The sequence below is a fragment of the Neopararhizobium haloflavum genome, from assembly GCF_002750855.1.
Classification (GTDB): domain Bacteria; phylum Pseudomonadota; class Alphaproteobacteria; order Rhizobiales; family Rhizobiaceae; genus Georhizobium; species Georhizobium haloflavum.
The window spans coordinates 223,359-239,315 of sequence record NZ_NWUC01000002.1; the positions used below are offsets into that span (position 1 = coordinate 223,359).

A 15,957-nucleotide genomic window follows, 5' to 3' on the forward strand; every position below is an offset into this window, starting at 1 on the left:
CTCTCTTAATGCGCGGCACGAACCGCGCCTCAATTCCCTTGCCGGAAAACCGGCACACTTACAATTTCGGTGGCTCAGCCACCTTGCCGACGGCACGTAGCACATTGAGCACGCCCGCCGCAAAACCCAGCATCAAGAGCACGATCAAGCCCCAGGGCGAGGTTCCGAAATAGCTGTCGAAGCCGAACCCCAAGATCGCGCCGACCGTGATGCCGGCTATGAATTCGCTAGAGACCTTGACTGCAAGCCCCCAGCCCGACCTGGCCGAAGTGCTGCCGCCTTCCTCTTCGGACTTCGAGCGCTTTCGCAGCTTGGCCAGATTGGAAGCCAGCCGGTCGCGCCGTGCCTGCAATTCACGATCATCGAAGATGTCGCGATCCGGCTCCGTATTCTCGCTGTCGTCGCGCGGCGGCCCGTTGCTCATGAAGGCTCACTTGAAAAAATCTGCCCGACAGGAAAACACGACCGAGCAGCCGCATGGGCCCCTCGAAGTCGCGCGCAACATAGTTTTGTGCGGATTTATAGTCAAGGCACGCAATCGGTCGGAACCGAAGGCATTTTCACTATCAAATTCAGCGGCTTATATCGTCAGCGCAGTGACGGCCGTCTTAAGTCGCATGAATCGGGTGTGCGCTGCGACAGACGGGCGCAGTGTGATGGCGCGTGCCAGGTGGAGCCTCAGCTCCAGCCGCCGCCATAGGTGCGATAGAACACGTGCAACCCGATTTTGCTCATGCGCTTCATGCTGCGCGCCCAGCGCGGGCGGACATAGGTCGCGTGATAATGGCTCGACGAGCCTACTTCCGGCAGCCAGATCTTGCCGGCGGTCACCGCCATCGCAAGTTCCTCGGCGATGTCCCAATTCTTGGGCGAGCGCACAGCATCGCGGATGCCATCGCAGGCGAAGGAAAACTGGCAGCGATTGCGCCAGCTCTTGTTCTGATAGACGACGCCGCAGATCGTGCTCGGGTAGTTCGGGTTGCGCACGCGGTTCAGAACCACCTGAGCAACGGCGGCCTGGCCCTTGACCGATTCGCCACGCGCTTCGAAGTAGATGCTTTCAGCGAGGCATTTCTGTTCCGCGGCGGTGAAGACGCGCGGCGGCAGGGGTGTCGACGCCCAGTTGTGGTCGTCTTCCTCCACAGGCGGGATGAAACGGCCGCGCGCTTCTTCCTCGCGCAGGATCGAGGCGAAAGGCGACTCGCGCGCATAATCGGGCGCCGGCGGCGCATAGGCGGTCGCAAGGATGTCGGCGGTGTTGCTCGTCACCAGGCTGGCGAGCATCGGCGAGACGCCGGTGACGACGGGCTCCTCGTGCTTCTTGTAGAATGCGGTGGCGATCTCGATTTCCCGCCCGTCAAGCTCCGGTGCGGCGAACGCCATGCGATGGGTGTCGTCCGAAAGTGCCGGGCCCATGAGGCGGGAGGTGCGCTCAAGAATCGAACCTGCCGAAAACGCCTTGGGCGGCGCCTTCGGGGTGATGGCGAGGACCCGCCCCTTCTTGGCCGGCCGATTGACGCGCCACTCGTCCGGCGAGGCGCTGTTCTTGTCGTTCGCACCGCGGAATGCAACCTTTGTTCCGTTGGCGAGTTCCACACCTGCGCCGACCGTTCCGGTCGTCAGCGAATCGGTGAAGGGCATCTCCGCACCATGAAGAGAGCCTGCCGGGGCGGCAATCATGTGCGCGCGCCAGCGCGCGGAACCTGTGTCGAGACCGGCGAGCATGCTGGTGGTGTCGGACAGCGCAGTCGGCGTCGGCGTTGCGAACAAGCCAACGAGCCCGATGACAAAGGGCGCGGCCCATGCCGCCTGTCTCAATCCCGCCTGACGGCGGCGTCGTCTTCTGGCTCTGATAAAACGCCCCAACACAAACACACTCCAACGCCCGCGAACCAATGTCCCTTAGGGCGAAGATGATCGATTAACCTTGATGGATGGTTAACCGCGCACCTGGCAGGTGATCGTGACGAGGGTGAGGCAGCGCAAGGCGAGCCGATTCGGGACAACCTTGCCTGTCAGTAGATGCGGCGCTTCTTGCGCGGCGCGAAGGGATTTTCGCCCTTGCGGTAGGAGATGCGGATCGGAACGCCCGGCATGTCGAAGTCGTTGCGCAATCCGTTGACGAGATAGCGCGTGTAGGAATCGGGCAGCGCATCTGGCCGCGTGCAGGAGATGATGAACCCCGGCGGACGGGCCTTGATCTGCGTCATATATTTGAGCTTGAGGCGACGCCCCGAGACCGCGGGCGGCGGGTGCTGGGTCGTGACCATCTCCAGCCACCTGTTGAGCTTGGCGGTCGAGATTCGGCGGTTCCAGACCTTGTGGGTGTCGACGATCGACTGCATCAGCTTGTCGAGCCCGTCACCGGTGCGGCCGGAAATGGGAACGGCGCGCACGCCGCGCGCCTGCGGCAGCAGCCGTTCGGTCTTTTCCCTGAGTTCGGCGAGCGTTGCCTGACGATCCTCGATCATGTCCCATTTGTTGAAGGCGATGACGAGCGCCCTGCCCTCGCGCACCACAAGATCGGCGATCTGCAGATCCTGCTTTTCGAAGGGGATGCTGGAATCAAGGACCACGACCACCACTTCGGCGAAGCGGATGGCGCGCAGCGCATCGGCCACGGACAGCTTTTCCAGCTTTTCCTGGACGCGCGACTTGCGGCGCAGCCCGGCCGTGTCGAACATCTTGATGCGCCGCTCGCGCCACTCCCATTCCACCGAGATGGAATCGCGGGTGATCCCAGCTTCCGGCCCCGTCAAAAGCCGCTCATAACCGACAAAACGGTTGATCAGTGTCGACTTGCCGGCGTTGGGGCGGCCGACGATGGCCACCCGCAGCGGCTTGGTGTCGTCATATTCCGGCTCGACCTCATCTGCCTCGCCGGCAGGGTCGATGACGATGTCGACATTCGTTTCCGCCTCATCATCCTCATGCGCGAAGGCACGTTCCTCGCCAATGGCCGCCACGATCGCGTCGCGCAGGTCCAGCATGCCCTCGCCGTGTTCTGCGGATATCGGGCAGGGTTCGCCAAGTCCGAGATTATAGGCGTCGTAGAAGCCCGCATCGGAGCCGCGCGCCTCCGCCTTGTTGGCGACAACGACGACCGGCTTGGCCTTGCGCCTGAGGATTTCGCCGAATGTCGCGTCGAGCGGCGTAACGCCGGATTTGGCGTCAACGAGGAACAGCGTCAGATCGGCTTCGTCGATCGCCGCTTCGGTCATCGCACGCATGCGGCCTTCGAGCGTATCGGCACCGCTTTCCTCAAGGCCGGCGGTGTCGACGATGGTGAACTTCAGATCGACGAGCCTGGCCTCGCCGGGGCGGCGGTCGCGCGTGACGCCCGGCGTATCGTCGACGAGCGCCAGCTTGCGGCCGACGAGCCGGTTGAAGAGCGTCGATTTACCGACGTTCGGGCGTCCGACGATGGCGACGGTGAAGCTCATTGACTGGTCCTGTCTACCGCCGCAGCGGGTGTCGGTCCGTCCGGTCCGTCAGGACGGGTCCGCCTCGTTCGTGTCTGTTTGCGGGGCGCCCCCGCCCGCCGGTGCACCTTCGTCGGCTGGCGCCGGCGCGGCATCTTCGGCAGGTGCCTCGACCGGTTCGGCGTCTTCGGCCGGTGCCTCGGCCGGGTCGGCCGCTGGCGCGGCTGCATCCCCGGTATCGGGCGCTGTCGGGGCGAGTGCCGGAGCGATCGATTCCAGCGAGATCGGCGCGTCGGGCGTCGGCGCGTCGGCTTCGGGCTGGGCGTCCGCGGCCGGAGCGCTTGGTGGCAGGGTTCCGTCCGGTCCAGCTGAGGCGATGAGTTCGAGCATGAGCTCGGCGCGCTCGGCCGGGCCGCGAACGGCCGCCTCGTCGGCGGCGATGCGCTCGAACCAGTCGGTTGCCGCTTCCATGTCGCCGGCTTTCCAGGCGGCAAGGCCGGCAGCCTCGCGCGCGGAGTGGCGCATGGGATGGTCGTCGCCCGTCATCGGTTCGGCGACCGCCAGAACCTCTTCGTAGGTGCCGTGGTCGACGAGCAGATAGGCGGCGCGCAGATTGGCGATCTGGCGCAAGGCTTCAGGCCCGCCCGAGGTCGATCCGATCTCCGTGAAATCGGCGATCGCCGCTTCGAAGTCACCGCTTTCGGCTTTCAGCGTGGCGGCCCGCATGCGCGAGAGCAAAGGATAGGCGCCGACACCGGTTTCCTCCAGCTCGGACAACGCGGTGAGCGCTTCGTCCGACCGGCCCTCCTCAGCAAGCGTCAATGCCTGAAGAAAGGCATCGCCGGACTGCGAGGCCTGACGCGCCTGCCAGTATTCGTAGCCACGCCAACCGGCCGTGGCGGCGATGATGACGACGACGGCGGTGATGATCATCCAGCCGAAACGCGCCCAGAAATCACGCGCACGCTGCGAGCGCAGATCCTCGTTCACCTCACGAAAGAAGCTTTCGTCTGACATTCACACAACCGGCGGCCGGCCCTCTGCCTTCAAATGGATGGCGATCATTCGCACAAGCGGGCCTTCTAGAGCATTTTGGGGCTCATGTAAGGGGGAGCGTCACCTTTTCGCGGCTGACGGCCAGCGCGATCACGCAATCGGCGCCACGCCGATGAGCCAGGCATGCAGTTTCCAGACGAACAGCAGGTACAGAACGAGGCCGACGCCAACGGCGATGATGTCATTGCGGGCGGGGCCGGCAACCACGGCCCGCGTCTCGCCGGCACGCAGCCTGCGCTTTTCGGAAATCCGGTCCGCCACCGCCCAGGCGAGGAAGCTGAGAAACAGGATCAGGGAGGCAAGGTCGCCGTTGGCGAGAAGGTGGGCAAGCGCCCAGATCTTCACCGCAAGCAGCATGGGATGCTTGACCGCGGCCTTGATGCGCCCGGCAGGGACCTGCGAGGCGGCGAGGAACACCATGGCCGGGATCATCAGGAGCAGCGCGAGATGCGCCATGAAGGCCGGCGGGGCATAGAGGATCGGCGCCGTCTGGCGCGCCATGCCGAAGCCCCAGACGATCAGTGCCAGCCCGATCACCGAGACAACCGTGTAGAGCCCCTTCCACGCGCCTTCGCCGCGCTCGGCAATGAAACGCGCACGATAGTCCGGCGCTGCGATGCGCACGGAATGCACACCGAGAAACAGGACGATCCCGAGGATCAGAATGAGCATGCCGGTGTCCCTTGCGTCATCGTTGTCATGCCGACGGGGTCAGCGCGGGCGGCGTGTCGTCGGTGCCAGGCGCTTCCTGTTCGGCCAGATACTTCTCGTCGATCGACGGCAGTGGCCCACCGAAGATCGCCGATTCGAATGCCTTCAGACGTTTGTGGATGGATAGCAGTTCCACGATCGTTGTCCATGAATTGATCAGGAACTGGAACGAGGAGGAAACCTGGCTGAAGGCGGTCAGGATCTGCTGCCAGATGCCGAGCGTGATCGCACCGGCAACGACGGTCGGAACCAGGATGACATTGAGATAGATCGCATCGGCCTGGATGTAGAACCCGCGCGCGATGTTGAAATACATATAGTGGAAATAGAGGCGAAAATAATTGCGCCGGACGTTGGAGAACAACTGGCGGACCGTGGGTGGCTGAGCGCGTTCGTGGTTGTCCTCGCCATAGACGAGTTCCTTGCGGTAAGCGGCCTCCACGCGCTGGTTCTTGAATTCCAGACCCGGAAGCTTGATGCCGACGAGGGCGAGAAGCGCGGTGCCGAAGATCGACCAGATCAACAGCGCGGTGAAGAGCGGCTTGGGGATCTGTCCGATTATCGGCACTTCCGTCACATAATCCGACAGCACCCAAAGGACTGGCAAGAACGCAAAGAGCGTCATGATCGCATCGATGAAAGCGACGCCGAGGCCTTCCATGATCGCGGCGAAGCGCATGGTGTCTTCCTGAACACGCTGGGACGCGCCTTCGATATGACGCACGCGCTTCCAGTAGGACATGTAGAAGTCGTTCATCGCGGTGCGCCAGCGGAAGATGTAGTGGCTGACGAAGAAGCGTACGCCGACGAAGATGGCCATGGACAGAAAGGCGATCTGCGCGAACTGAACCAGCAGGACGTAGAAGTCGGCCTCCTCGACAGGCGCGTCGCCGGAAAGCGCCGTCTGGAAAAGGTCGAAGAACGGCCGGCGCCAGTTGTTCAGCGCGACGCTGATCTGCACCGAGAAATAGGTGGTGAAGATGATGAAGGCCGATCCGAGGATCGACCAGTTCTGCCAGGGATGCGGCGCATACCAATACCAGAAGCCGGCAAACAGTGCGACAGCCGCAGCGAAGACAACGTAGAACCAGAGGAACTCGCCGGTGACAAAATAGCCAAGGCCGATGACCGGCTCGGCGCCGGCAGGCGAGAACTCAAAGCCAAGCGCTCCGGCAACATCATCGCCAACGGTGTACCAGAATGCAGCGACGACCATCGTCCAGAGCAAGGCGGACAGGAAGAACAGCTTGGGCTGCGGAAAAAATGACTGAAACAAGTTGCCTCGAAGGGTTCATACGGCCTGCATTTGAGGCTCGTGAGAATTACGCCGGCAAGCTATGGCAGAAGTTTCCCGGCCACAATGTGGCATTCACGCGAATATGACCTCTGGAGGACGGCGCGGGCCCGGCTTCACAAACGGGCCCGCGTCGCTTCAGTGGTCCTTAAGCCTCAAGCAGCTTTCGCTCGGCATTGAGGCCCTTGAAGGTCGAATACATCATCACGATCATCAGGATCGCGAATGGTATCCCGGTCGCCACCGCAGCGGCCTGCAGCGCGGCGAGACCGCCACCCATCAGCAGCGCGATCGCCACCAGTCCCTCGAACGTCGCCCAGAAGACCCGCTGGGCCACCGGCGCATCGAGCTTGCCGCCGGCGGTGATGGTGTCGATGACCAGCGAACCGGAGTCGGACGACGTGACGAAGAACACGATCACCAGCACGATACCGATGAAGGATATGATCTGCGTCAACGGATAGGCTTCCGCCATGATGAACAGCTTGAGTTCATCGGCAGCTTCGCTGACGGCCGTGTTACCGGCCGTGACGACCTGATCGATGGCAGCGCCGCCGAAGGTCGACATCCACACGATCGACAGTGCCGTGGGCACGATGAGCACGCAGATGATGAACTCGCGCACGGTCCGACCACGCGAGACGCGGGCGATGAACATGCCGACGAAGGGCGACCAGGAAATCCACCACGCCCAGTAGAAGGTCGTCCAGCCATGCATGAAGTTGAGATCCTCACGCCCGAACGGGTTGGAAAGCGAGAAGAATTGCGTCGCGTAGGCCACGGTGTTGTCGACGAAGCCGGTCGCGATGAGAGCGGTCGGTCCGACGAGGAAAATGAACACCAGAAGCACGAGTGCCAGGATCATGTTGATCTCCGACAGTCGCTTGACGCCGGCATCGAGCCCGGCCAGCACGGAGGCGAGCGCGACGCCGGTGATCAGCGCAATCAGCACGAGCTTTGCCGTGTCGGTCGCTTCGATGCCGAAAAGAAACTCGATGCCGCCCATGGCCTGCTCGGCGCCGAAGCCGAGGGACGTTGCCAGACCGAAAAGGGTGGCGAACACGGCCAGGGTGTCGATGACGTGACCGGGCCAGCCCCAAACGCGCTCTCCAAGCAGCGGGTAGAAGACCGAACGCAGCGTGAGCGGCATGCCCCGATTGTAGGCGAAGAAGGCGAGCGACAGGCCCACGACGGCGTAGATCGCCCAAGGATGGAGGCCCCAGTGGAAGATGGTCGCGGCCATGGCATTGGCACGCGCCTGGGCCACATCGCCTTCCGCACCGCCGAGCGGCGCCCAATCGGTGCGCTCGCCGCCTTCCATCGCGACACCGCCGAAGGAAGCATCATAGTGCGATAGTGGCTCGGAAACGCCGAAGAACATGAGACCGATGCCCATGCCAGCGGCGAACAGCATCGCGAACCAGCCGAGATAGCCGAAATCCGGTTTGGCATCGGCTCCGCCAAGACGAATGTTGCCGAGCGGCGTAACGATGAGCATCAGGCTGAAGATGACGAAGAGGTTCCCGGCCAGCATCAACTGCCAGTCGAAATTGTCGGTGAGCCACGGCCGCAGCCATTCAAAGAAGTTGGCGGAGCGTTCCGGAAACAGCAGCGCCAGAACGACGAAGGCGACGATGACGCCTGCCGAGACGATGAAGACCGGATTGTGGATATCGAGCCCGAAGACGCGGATATTGTCCTGGCCGACTTCATAGTCGATATCCTCGACCGTAGCCTCGCTGTTTGATGTGTCTGTCATTGGCTTTCTCGTTTTGTCGGCGGCTGACGCGCTTGCCGGGCATCCACCCGATCCGGGCTTTCCGCATTGCGCTGTCCCGGCGCATCGAGCCGTCCTGTTGTCGCGAGAGATGCACAGGGTCCCTTATGCTGTGCATCACATGGGCGGTGTGACCTGGCCCTTCGCACTCCCCAAGTCCGCCGGGAAAATAACGCAATGTTGCCACGTTTCAAGCGGGCGTGATCCGCTGTGATAGTGCCGCGGACAAAAGCAGCGCCGCCGCGCCAGCCAGACTGGCGAGCGTATAGGTCCCGGTCAGGTCGGTGATGGCGCCGGCGACAAGCGGGCCAACGATCTGCCCGATACCGAAAGCGGCGGTCATGAGGGCGAATATGCGCCGCTGATTGAGCGGCGCCATGGCGCGGCCGAGCTGAAGGCCATAGGCGGTGACCATGACGAAGGTGGCACCGAGCAGCAGCCCGCCGACAAGCGGGCCGATCGGCGAGGGAACGAGGACGCTTGCCGCAACGCCGGCAGCCTCGACCAGACAGCCCATGGCGAAGACCGGTCTCAAGCCGAAGCGCTGGACCAAGGGCTGCACGCAAGCGACCGAGACGGCGGCGGCCAGGCCGGTGACAAGCCAGACAACCATTTCGAACGATGCGCTGCCGCCGCCCTCCCGGACGATGGCGACGAGGAACGTTGCCGTGATGATGTAGCCGAAGCCGAAGATGCCGTAGGCCAGCGTGATGCAGACCAGCTGCGGCGTCCAGCGAAGCGCTGGCTCTTGCGCATTCCCGCCGGCCGAGATCGGATGGCGCGGCATGAGCAGGAGCACCACCAGCAAGGCCGCCGCCGACACGACGGCCATGGCAAACCATGCACCGCGCCAGGAATGCCCCGACAGGGTGATGACGCCGACGAGCAGGGACGACAGGGCCATGCCCGTCCCGACGCCGCCGAAATGAATGGACTGGACCGCAGGACGGCGTGCGGCAGCGCCGTGACTGAGCACGATCGCGGCAGAGAAGATCATGACGAACGCGCTGGCAAAACCTGCCGCCAGACGGATGAGCGCCATCGTCCAGACATTCTCGACGAGGCCCATCGCGGCGAGAAGCAGCGTCGTCGCCGCCAGTCCGACGATGACGATCCGCCGTTCCAGGCCGGCAGCCCAGCCATAGGCCGCAAGGACGGCACCCAGCAGATAGCCAAGGTAATTGGCCGACGCGATGAGCCCGGCGCCCGATGCATCCAGACCGAGATCGTCCATCATCGTCGGCAGGATCGGCGTATAGGCGAAACGCCCGATGCCCATCGCCGCCGCCATGGCGAACAGTCCGGCAAAAGCGATGAGGAAGGGCGAATTGGGAGCGCGACTCATGGCGTGGACGATCCCGCAGCGCCTTGCCGGACACAACCCTCATCATCGTGCAAACGGCTTGCCTTGGACCAGAGTTGAACACCCGAGGCAGGAACATGAAGCGGCACCCGACGTTGGCCGCGCATCGAGAACGCATCGGAAAGGGCACGCATCATGGCTTATGTCGCGACGAAGGACGGGACACATCTTTATGCCAAGGACTGGGGCAGCGGCCCCGCCATGGTGCTGATTCACGGCTGGCCGCTCAACGCCGATATGTGGGACTACCAGGCCTTGCCGCTGGCCGAGGCGGGCTTCCGTGTGATCAGCTATGACCGCCGCGGTTTCGGCCGGTCCAACCAACCGTGGACGGGCTATGACTACGACACCTTCGCGTCCGACCTTCAGGATGTGCTGGCCGCGTTCGACGTCAACGACGCGACGCTCGTCGGCTTTTCCATGGGCGGCGGCGAGGTCGCGCGCTACATCGGCCGCTACGGCAGGGAGCGCGTGGCCAAGGCGGCGCTGATCTCGTCGGTCGTGCCCTACATGCTGAAAACGCCGGACAACGAAGCCGGCGTGCCGCAAGACGTCTTCGACGCGATCAAGACCGGGCTTCGCAAGGACCGCGCGGCATTCCTCAAGGATTTCAACCGGGATTTCTACGGCGTTTCCGACAAGCCGGGCGCCGTCAGCGACGCCGTGCTGGACTGGACCGGCCAGGTTGCCATGATGGCGAGCGCCAAGGCGACGATCGATTGTGTCGACGCGTTCGGCCGGACCGATTTCAGGGACGACGTCAAGGCGTTCGACCTGCCGACGCTGATCGTCCATGGCACCAACGACAAGACGGTGCCGATCGACACTGCAGGACGAGCCGCCGCAAAGCGCATACCCTCAGCCACGCTGAAGGAATATGACGGCGCGCCGCACGGGCTGTTCATGACGCACAAGGACCGGCTGACCGAAGATCTCATCGCCTTCCAGCGCGGATAGGCACCAAAGAGCTGACGGGCGCCGGGCGCATGGCCGGCGCCCCATCACTTCGTCAATCCGCGATGCCGTCCGGTTCGATCAGGCTTCGCTCGACGCCGCGCAAATGGACATACATCGCCTTGCCCGCACCTTCGAGGTCGCGGCGCTCGATCGCCTCGACGATACGGTCGTGCTCGGCGAAAGAGTGATGATCGGCAGACGGCCGATCCGTGCTGTTGCGCAAGAGGCCCCACACGACGGCACGGCGCACCGCGTTCAAGGCATCGAACAGCGCCAGCAGCAGGCGGTTGTCCGCAGCCTCCGCGATGCAGCGGTGCAACTCGTTGTCGGCCGTCTCATACTGCCGCCATGTCGTGGCCTTATGGGTGCGCCGAATGCACCGACGCAGTGCTTCGAGATGTTTCGATGTGGCGTTGAGCGCGGCCTCGCGCGCGATGATCGGCTCGATCAGAAGGCGCGTGCGCATGACTTCGGCCGGGTTGGTTTCCCGGTCGATGTCGGCAAGGCTCATGACCTCGATCCGGCGCGCGCCGGTGAACGTCCCCTTCCCCACATGGCGCCACAGCTGGCCTTCGGCCTCCAGCGCCGCCAGCGCCTTTCGCAGGTCGCCGCGCGAAACGCCGAGAATATCCGAAAGCTCGCGCTCCGCAGGCAGGCGCGTGTCGGGCGGGAAATCGTGCCGCGTCAACCAGGCGCGAAGCTGGACCAATGTCGCGTCATTGGCATCGGACGCGACGGCCCCCTCTTCGTCCCCCATCTCGAATTTTCCATGCACGGCGCGGTTCCTCAGTCGTTACCAATGTGAATTGGTTGTGAATGAAGCTTAGAAAGTCGCGGGCACCTTGTCAATTATGATGGTTTGGGACGTTTCACGGGTCTATTTGCTTCTGGGATGCTGGGGAGGACGTGCCAATCTCACCAAATAAATGGCGCGATATCAATTGCTTGTCTATCGCTCTCGCACATTGCCGAATTCGAGCGCGGGCTTATTGACCGAAAACCAATGCTATGATTTGATCTAACCAATACGTGAATTGGCCAAGGCGTTTGGAGGCGCCGCGGCGAATGGAAGCCGGCCGCAGCCGGCGATTTGGGAGGAGAACACCATCATGAGCATGACCCGCAGGACCTTTACCGCCTTCTCGATGGCGCTGGCGCTCGGGGCGTCGAGCCTGGCGATGAGCACCGCCGCATCGGCACAGGACGGCGACCCGATCCGTGTCGCCATGGGCGATATCGCCAGCGTCGAAAGCCTCAATCTTCTGATCGCCATGGAGCGCACCAAGGAACGCGGCGTTCCCATGGAACTCACCTTCTTCAATTCCGAGGACGTCGCGACGCAGGCCGTAGTCGGCGGACAGGCCGACGTCGGCGTCGGCGCGCCCTACGCGTTCATCCAGAACTCGCAGGCGCCGATCCGCATGTTCTACCGCATGAGCACGCTTCTGTTCTTTCCTGTGATCAACACCGAGGTCTATTCGTCCTGGGAAGATCTCGATGGCGAGGAAGTGACCGTCCATTCGCGCGGCTCGGGGACCGAAGCTCTGATGCGCCTGATGGAACAGGTCCACGGCATCGAGTTTTCCAACATCTCCTACGTTCCGGGTGCGGAAGTGCGCGCGGGCGCGATGCTTCAGGGGACGATCAACGCCTCGATCGTCGATTCGGCGTCCTTCCGCCTGCTTCAGGAAGAGGGCGGCGGCAAGTTCGACAGGCTGCCGATCGACGGCGTCAACGCGACCGACGAAGCGCTTTACGGCAACACGACCTTGCTGGAAGAGCGCGCCGAGGACGTGGCGGTGTTCGTCGAGGAACTGAACAACACCTGGGCCGAGATCAACGAGAACCCGGCCGTGGTCGCCGAACTGCGCGAGCAGTACGATCTCCTGCCGGACCTGCCGGAAGCGGCGGTGGCCGACATCACGGCCTTCTACGAGGAAGCGGTCGAAGGGGGCGTCTTCCCTGCCGAGCCGGCAACCGAGCAGGATGTGCGCGACGATCTGAACTTCCTAGCGGCAGCCGGACAGGTCGACGCGCCGACGGACGATTTCGACGTCAGCCAATACTGGGACTTCGGCCCGCTCGAAGCGGCGGGGAACTGATCCCGGCCCGGCAAACGCAGTTCCCCGACGCCGCGGCAGCGCAACGCCGCGGCGTCGGGAGACCCGCAATCTACTGATCGGCAAATCGATGTCACTCACGCACACCGCGGACAAACCTTTCGCAGGCCGGCGGGCGGACGCCCCCAGCCTTGCCAGCCGGCTCAGCGAAATCACGCTGTTCTGGAAGGTGCTTTCCGTCGTCCTTTTCGCCCTCGCCTGGGAGATCACCGCCAGGACGGGCTTCAACTTTTCCTTCCCGTCGTTCACCGCAACGGCTGCCGCCTTTTTCGAAATGGTCGCCGACGGCTCGATGGGCATGGCCTATCTCAGAACCCTCGAACCGCTGGTCATCGGCCTTGCCTTCTCGCTCATCGTCGGCATCTCGTCCGGCGTCGCGATGGGACTGCGCCATGATGTGGAGTGGTTCTCGCTGCCGGTCTTCATCGTCATGCAGGCCGCCCCGATGGCCGCGCTCATCCCGCTCGTGACATTCGTCTACGGGATCGGGCTGACCGCCAAGGTCCTGGCCGTCGTGATGCTGTCGCTGCCGGTGATCGCGATGAACAGCTACAAGGCTGTTCGCAACGTGCCGCCATCCCTCGTTTCCATGTGCCATTCCTTCATGGGGTCGCGCCGCCAGCAGATCTTCCAGATCATCATCCCGGCCTCCGCCCCGATGATGTTCGCGGGGCTTCGCCTCGGCGTTGCCGAAGGCTTTTCCGGCGTCGTCCTCGCCGAACTCCTGATCACGCCGACCGGGATCGGCGACCTCATCACCTTTCACCGCTCCGTCGCCAACTTCGCGCACATGTATGCGGTCATCGTGTCCATCGTGCTGTTCGCGATCGTCACGGTCGGTTTCCTTGGTCGAGACCAAGCTCTTCAGACCCGAAACGCGGAGCAGCAAATGACCCTCGCCGCCATCAAGCCCTACGAGGACCCGTCCCCCGTCATGCAAACCGCCGACCCGATCATCGAAGTGACGGGCGTGTCCAAGATCTACGGATCGGACGTTCATGCGCTCGACGACATCAACCTGACTTTCGAGCGCGGTCATCTGACCAGCCTGCTCGGCCCATCGGGCTGCGGAAAGACGACGCTTCTCAAGATCGTGGCCGGTCTCTTGAAGCCGACGGCCGGCGAGATCCTGGTCAAGGGCAAGCCGATAAGCGGGCCCGGCCCGGAGCGCGCGTTCGTCTTCCAGGACTTTGCGCTGATGCCATGGGCCTCGGTGCTGCAGAACGCGGCATTCGGACTGAAGATGCAGGGCGTCGCCAAGTCCGAGCGCGAAGACAAGGCCCGCCATTATGTCAAGGAAGTCGGCCTTGCCGGCTTCGAGAACAAATATCCGCACGAACTCTCGGGCGGCATGCGCCAGCGCGTTGGCCTGGCGCGCGCGCTCGCCGTCGACGCCGACGTGCTGCTGATGGACGAGCCCTTCTCGGCGGTCGACGAGCAGACGCGGCGCAAGTTCCAGGAAGACCTGATTCGGCTGCGAGAGGTGGAGAACAAGACCTTCCTCTTCGTCACGCACTCGATTGAGGAGGCAGTCTATGTCTCCGACCGGATCGTCATGCTGTCACCGCGCCCCGGCCGGCTTTCCAAGATCATCGACCCCGCCATTCCGAAGGGCATCAGCCCGGACGACCTCAGGCGCAACGACGTCTATCTCGATACGGTCGAGGAAATCTGGCAGTCGATCCGGAAATATGTGGAGTAGGCCATGACGTTCTTCGGCGTGAAAGTGCCCAAGATGGCATCGCTCCTCGTGTGGGTCGTCATCTGGGAAATCATCGGACGGTTCGAGCTTCTGATGCTCTTCCCGCCATTCTCCGAGGTCGTGATGGCGCTCGGCGACGTGGTGACGTCGCGCTCCTTCGCAGAGGCGATGCGGATCACCGCGCTCTCCTATCTCGGCGGACTGGGACTGGCGCTTGTCGTCGGGATACCGCTGGGGTTCCTGATGGGCCTCGTGCCGGCGGCCGACAAGATGCTGAACATGTGGGTCAACACCTTCCTGTCGGCACCGCTTTCGGCATTGGTTCCGATCTTCATGATCCTTTTCGGTCTCGGCACACCGACGGTGATCGTCACCGTCTTCATGTTCGCCGTCTGGATCATCGTGCTCGACACCCGCGCCGGCGTGCAGCACATATCGCCTTCGCTGCTTGAGATGTCGCACTCCTTCGGCGCCCGGCGCAGCGAGCGCTTCAAGATCATTTTCCTTGCCGCGCTGCCGGAAATTCTGGCCGGCGTCCGGCTCGGCATGATACGCGGCGTCAAGGGCGTCGTGATCGGCCAGTTGCTGGTCTCGATCATCGGCGTCGGAGCGCTGTTCTCGCTTTACCAGCAGAACTTCCTCATGGCTCATTTCTGGGCCCTGGTTCTGCTGCTCTTCACCCTCGCGCTGACGCTTGCGGAAATCGTGGCGCGGTTCGAAAAACGCATCGAATATTATGCAGGAGTCAGGAGCTGACGATGTCAGAGAGTGCATTGAAGAAAACCAATCAGGAAAGCTACGTCATCGCACCGCCGGCCATCGTCGCGCTGCCGGTCGAGGGATCGGACGACCTTTTCCCGGTCAACCGCGTATTCTGCATCGGCCGCAACTATGCCGCCCATGCCGTGGAAATGGGGCACGACCCGGACAAGGAGCCACCCTTCTTCTTTTTCAAGAGCCCGTCCAACATCGCGGTCGGAGAGGATTTTCCCTATCCTTCCAAGACCTCGGACGTGCATCATGAGATCGAACTCGTCGTCGCGCTCGAAAAGGGAGGCACAAACATCAGCGTCGATAAGGCGCTGGACCATGTCTATGGCTATGCCGTGGGCCTCGACATGACGCGGCGCGACCTTCAGGGCGAAGCCAAGAAGATGGGCCGTCCCTGGGAAGTCGGAAAGTCGTTCGAGAAATCCGCACCCTGCGGACCCCTCGTGCCGGCGGCGAAGATCGGACATCCGACGGAGGGCGAGGTGACGCTCGACGTCAACGGCGAGCGCCGCCAGACGGGCGACCTCAACCAGCTGATCTGGAAAATCCCGGAGATGATCGCCATCCTGTCGGAATATTTCGAACTTCAGCCCGGCGACCTGATCATGACCGGCACCCCCTCGGGCGTGAACGCCATCAGCAAGGGCGACACCATGGTGGGCAAGGTGGCCGGCGTCGGCGAGATCACCGTCAAGGTGGTTTGACCCTTCCGACACGAAAACGCGCCTGATGGCGCACGGGCGACGCTTTCGCAGCGTCGCCCTTTCCTCTTTCGGCCTTTGAC

Annotated in this window: 13 protein-coding genes and 2 pseudogenes; 6 read left to right on the forward strand and 9 right to left on the reverse strand. The window is 63.1% G+C overall.

The features are described from left to right. Positions 1 to 58: 58 nt before the first annotated feature. From CN673_RS05465 to CN673_RS05500, 8 genes and pseudogenes are all read right to left on the reverse strand, one after another. Positions 59 to 424 carry an AtpZ/AtpI family protein gene (locus tag CN673_RS05465; protein ID WP_370853006.1) on the reverse strand — a complete coding sequence of 122 codons (366 nt, stop codon included), beginning with the start codon at positions 422 to 424 and terminating at the stop codon, positions 59 to 61. A 254-nt stretch (positions 425 to 678) separates the two neighbouring features. Continuing rightward, positions 679 to 1,854, reverse strand: a complete 1,176-nt coding sequence (locus tag CN673_RS05470) for a cell wall hydrolase (protein ID WP_370853012.1) — start codon at positions 1,852 to 1,854, stop codon at positions 679 to 681. A 161-nt stretch (positions 1,855 to 2,015) separates the two neighbouring features. Further along, positions 2,016 to 3,443 carry a ribosome biogenesis GTPase Der gene (gene der, locus CN673_RS05475; RefSeq protein ID WP_099865240.1) on the reverse strand — a complete coding sequence of 476 codons (1,428 nt, stop codon included), beginning with the start codon at positions 3,441 to 3,443 and terminating at the stop codon, positions 2,016 to 2,018. Between the two features lie 342 nt (positions 3,444 to 3,785). Beyond that, positions 3,786 to 4,439, reverse strand: a pseudogene (locus CN673_RS05480) (tetratricopeptide repeat protein); the annotation flags it as partial. Positions 4,440 to 4,568: 129 nt separating this feature from the next. After that, positions 4,569 to 5,150: an NnrU family protein gene (locus tag CN673_RS05485; RefSeq protein ID WP_099865242.1), complete on the reverse strand. Its 582-nt coding sequence runs from the start codon at positions 5,148 to 5,150 to the stop codon at positions 4,569 to 4,571. 25 nt (positions 5,151 to 5,175) lie between these two features. Continuing rightward, entirely contained in the window at positions 5,176 to 6,465 is a 1,290-nt protein-coding gene (gene sbmA / locus CN673_RS05490; protein WP_099865243.1) for a peptide antibiotic transporter SbmA, read from the reverse strand. A 166-nt stretch (positions 6,466 to 6,631) separates the two neighbouring features. Beyond that, positions 6,632 to 8,242, reverse strand: a complete 1,611-nt coding sequence (locus tag CN673_RS05495) for a BCCT family transporter (protein ID WP_099865244.1) — start codon at positions 8,240 to 8,242, stop codon at positions 6,632 to 6,634. 208 nt (positions 8,243 to 8,450) lie between these two features. Further along, the gene (locus tag CN673_RS05500) at positions 8,451 to 9,605 is read right to left on the reverse strand and encodes a YbfB/YjiJ family MFS transporter (RefSeq protein WP_099865245.1); all 1,155 of its coding nucleotides are present in this window, start codon (positions 9,603 to 9,605) and stop codon (positions 8,451 to 8,453) included. 153 nt (positions 9,606 to 9,758) lie between these two features. Here CN673_RS05500 and CN673_RS05505 point away from each other — a divergent pair, with 153 nt between their 5' ends. Next, on the forward strand, positions 9,759 to 10,580 hold the full coding sequence (locus CN673_RS05505; protein WP_099865246.1) for an alpha/beta fold hydrolase: 822 nt from the start codon (positions 9,759 to 9,761) through the stop codon (positions 10,578 to 10,580). A 52-nt stretch (positions 10,581 to 10,632) separates the two neighbouring features. Here CN673_RS05505 and CN673_RS05510 read toward each other — a convergent pair whose 3' ends face one another. Next, positions 10,633 to 11,337 carry a FadR/GntR family transcriptional regulator gene (locus CN673_RS05510; RefSeq protein WP_099865247.1) on the reverse strand — a complete coding sequence of 235 codons (705 nt, stop codon included), beginning with the start codon at positions 11,335 to 11,337 and terminating at the stop codon, positions 10,633 to 10,635. A gap of 352 nt (positions 11,338 to 11,689) precedes the next feature. Between CN673_RS05510 and CN673_RS05515 the strand changes: the two genes are divergently transcribed. The 5 genes and pseudogenes from CN673_RS05515 to CN673_RS05535 all read left to right on the forward strand — a co-directional run bounded on the left by CN673_RS05515 (position 11,690) and on the right by CN673_RS05535 (position 15,877). After that, entirely contained in the window at positions 11,690 to 12,682 is a 993-nt protein-coding gene (locus CN673_RS05515) for an ABC transporter substrate-binding protein (RefSeq protein ID WP_099865611.1), read from the forward strand. Between the two features lie 397 nt (positions 12,683 to 13,079). Next, positions 13,080 to 13,478: pseudogene (locus CN673_RS21270) on the forward strand (ABC transporter permease); the annotation flags it as partial. A gap of 111 nt (positions 13,479 to 13,589) precedes the next feature. Beyond that, positions 13,590 to 14,402: an ABC transporter ATP-binding protein gene (locus tag CN673_RS05525; protein WP_099865248.1), complete on the forward strand. Its 813-nt coding sequence runs from the start codon at positions 13,590 to 13,592 to the stop codon at positions 14,400 to 14,402. Between the two features lie 3 nt (positions 14,403 to 14,405). Beyond that, positions 14,406 to 15,158, forward strand: coding sequence for an ABC transporter permease (locus CN673_RS05530; RefSeq protein WP_099865249.1), 753 nt, complete (start codon positions 14,406 to 14,408; stop codon positions 15,156 to 15,158). A 2-nt stretch (positions 15,159 to 15,160) separates the two neighbouring features. After that, positions 15,161 to 15,877 (forward strand): fumarylacetoacetate hydrolase family protein, encoded by a 717-nt coding sequence (locus CN673_RS05535; RefSeq protein WP_099865250.1) that lies wholly within the window; start codon positions 15,161 to 15,163, stop codon positions 15,875 to 15,877. Positions 15,878 to 15,957 lie beyond the last annotated feature (80 nt).

Bases quoted from the DNA above. Each gene is read 5' to 3' on its own strand.
- CN673_RS05465 (WP_370853006.1), bottom strand. From the start codon at position 424: ATGAGCAACGGGCCGCCGCGCGACGACAGCGAGAATACGGAGCCGGAT.
- der (WP_099865240.1), bottom strand. From the start codon at position 3,443: ATGAGCTTCACCGTCGCCATCGTCGGACGCCCGAACGTCGGTAAATCG.
- CN673_RS05485 (WP_099865242.1), bottom strand. From the start codon at position 5,150: ATGCTCATTCTGATCCTCGGGATCGTCCTGTTTCTCGGTGTGCATTCC.
- CN673_RS05495 (WP_099865244.1), bottom strand. From the start codon at position 8,242: ATGACAGACACATCAAACAGCGAGGCTACGGTCGAGGATATCGACTAT.
- CN673_RS05500 (WP_099865245.1), bottom strand. From the start codon at position 9,605: ATGAGTCGCGCTCCCAATTCGCCCTTCCTCATCGCTTTTGCCGGACTG.
- CN673_RS05505 (WP_099865246.1), top strand. From the start codon at position 9,759: ATGGCTTATGTCGCGACGAAGGACGGGACACATCTTTATGCCAAGGAC.
- CN673_RS05510 (WP_099865247.1), bottom strand. From the start codon at position 11,337: ATGGGGGACGAAGAGGGGGCCGTCGCGTCCGATGCCAATGACGCGACA.
- CN673_RS05515 (WP_099865611.1), top strand. From the start codon at position 11,690: ATGAGCATGACCCGCAGGACCTTTACCGCCTTCTCGATGGCGCTGGCG.
- CN673_RS05525 (WP_099865248.1), top strand. From the start codon at position 13,590: ATGACCCTCGCCGCCATCAAGCCCTACGAGGACCCGTCCCCCGTCATG.
- CN673_RS05530 (WP_099865249.1), top strand. From the start codon at position 14,406: ATGACGTTCTTCGGCGTGAAAGTGCCCAAGATGGCATCGCTCCTCGTG.
- CN673_RS05535 (WP_099865250.1), top strand. From the start codon at position 15,161: ATGTCAGAGAGTGCATTGAAGAAAACCAATCAGGAAAGCTACGTCATC.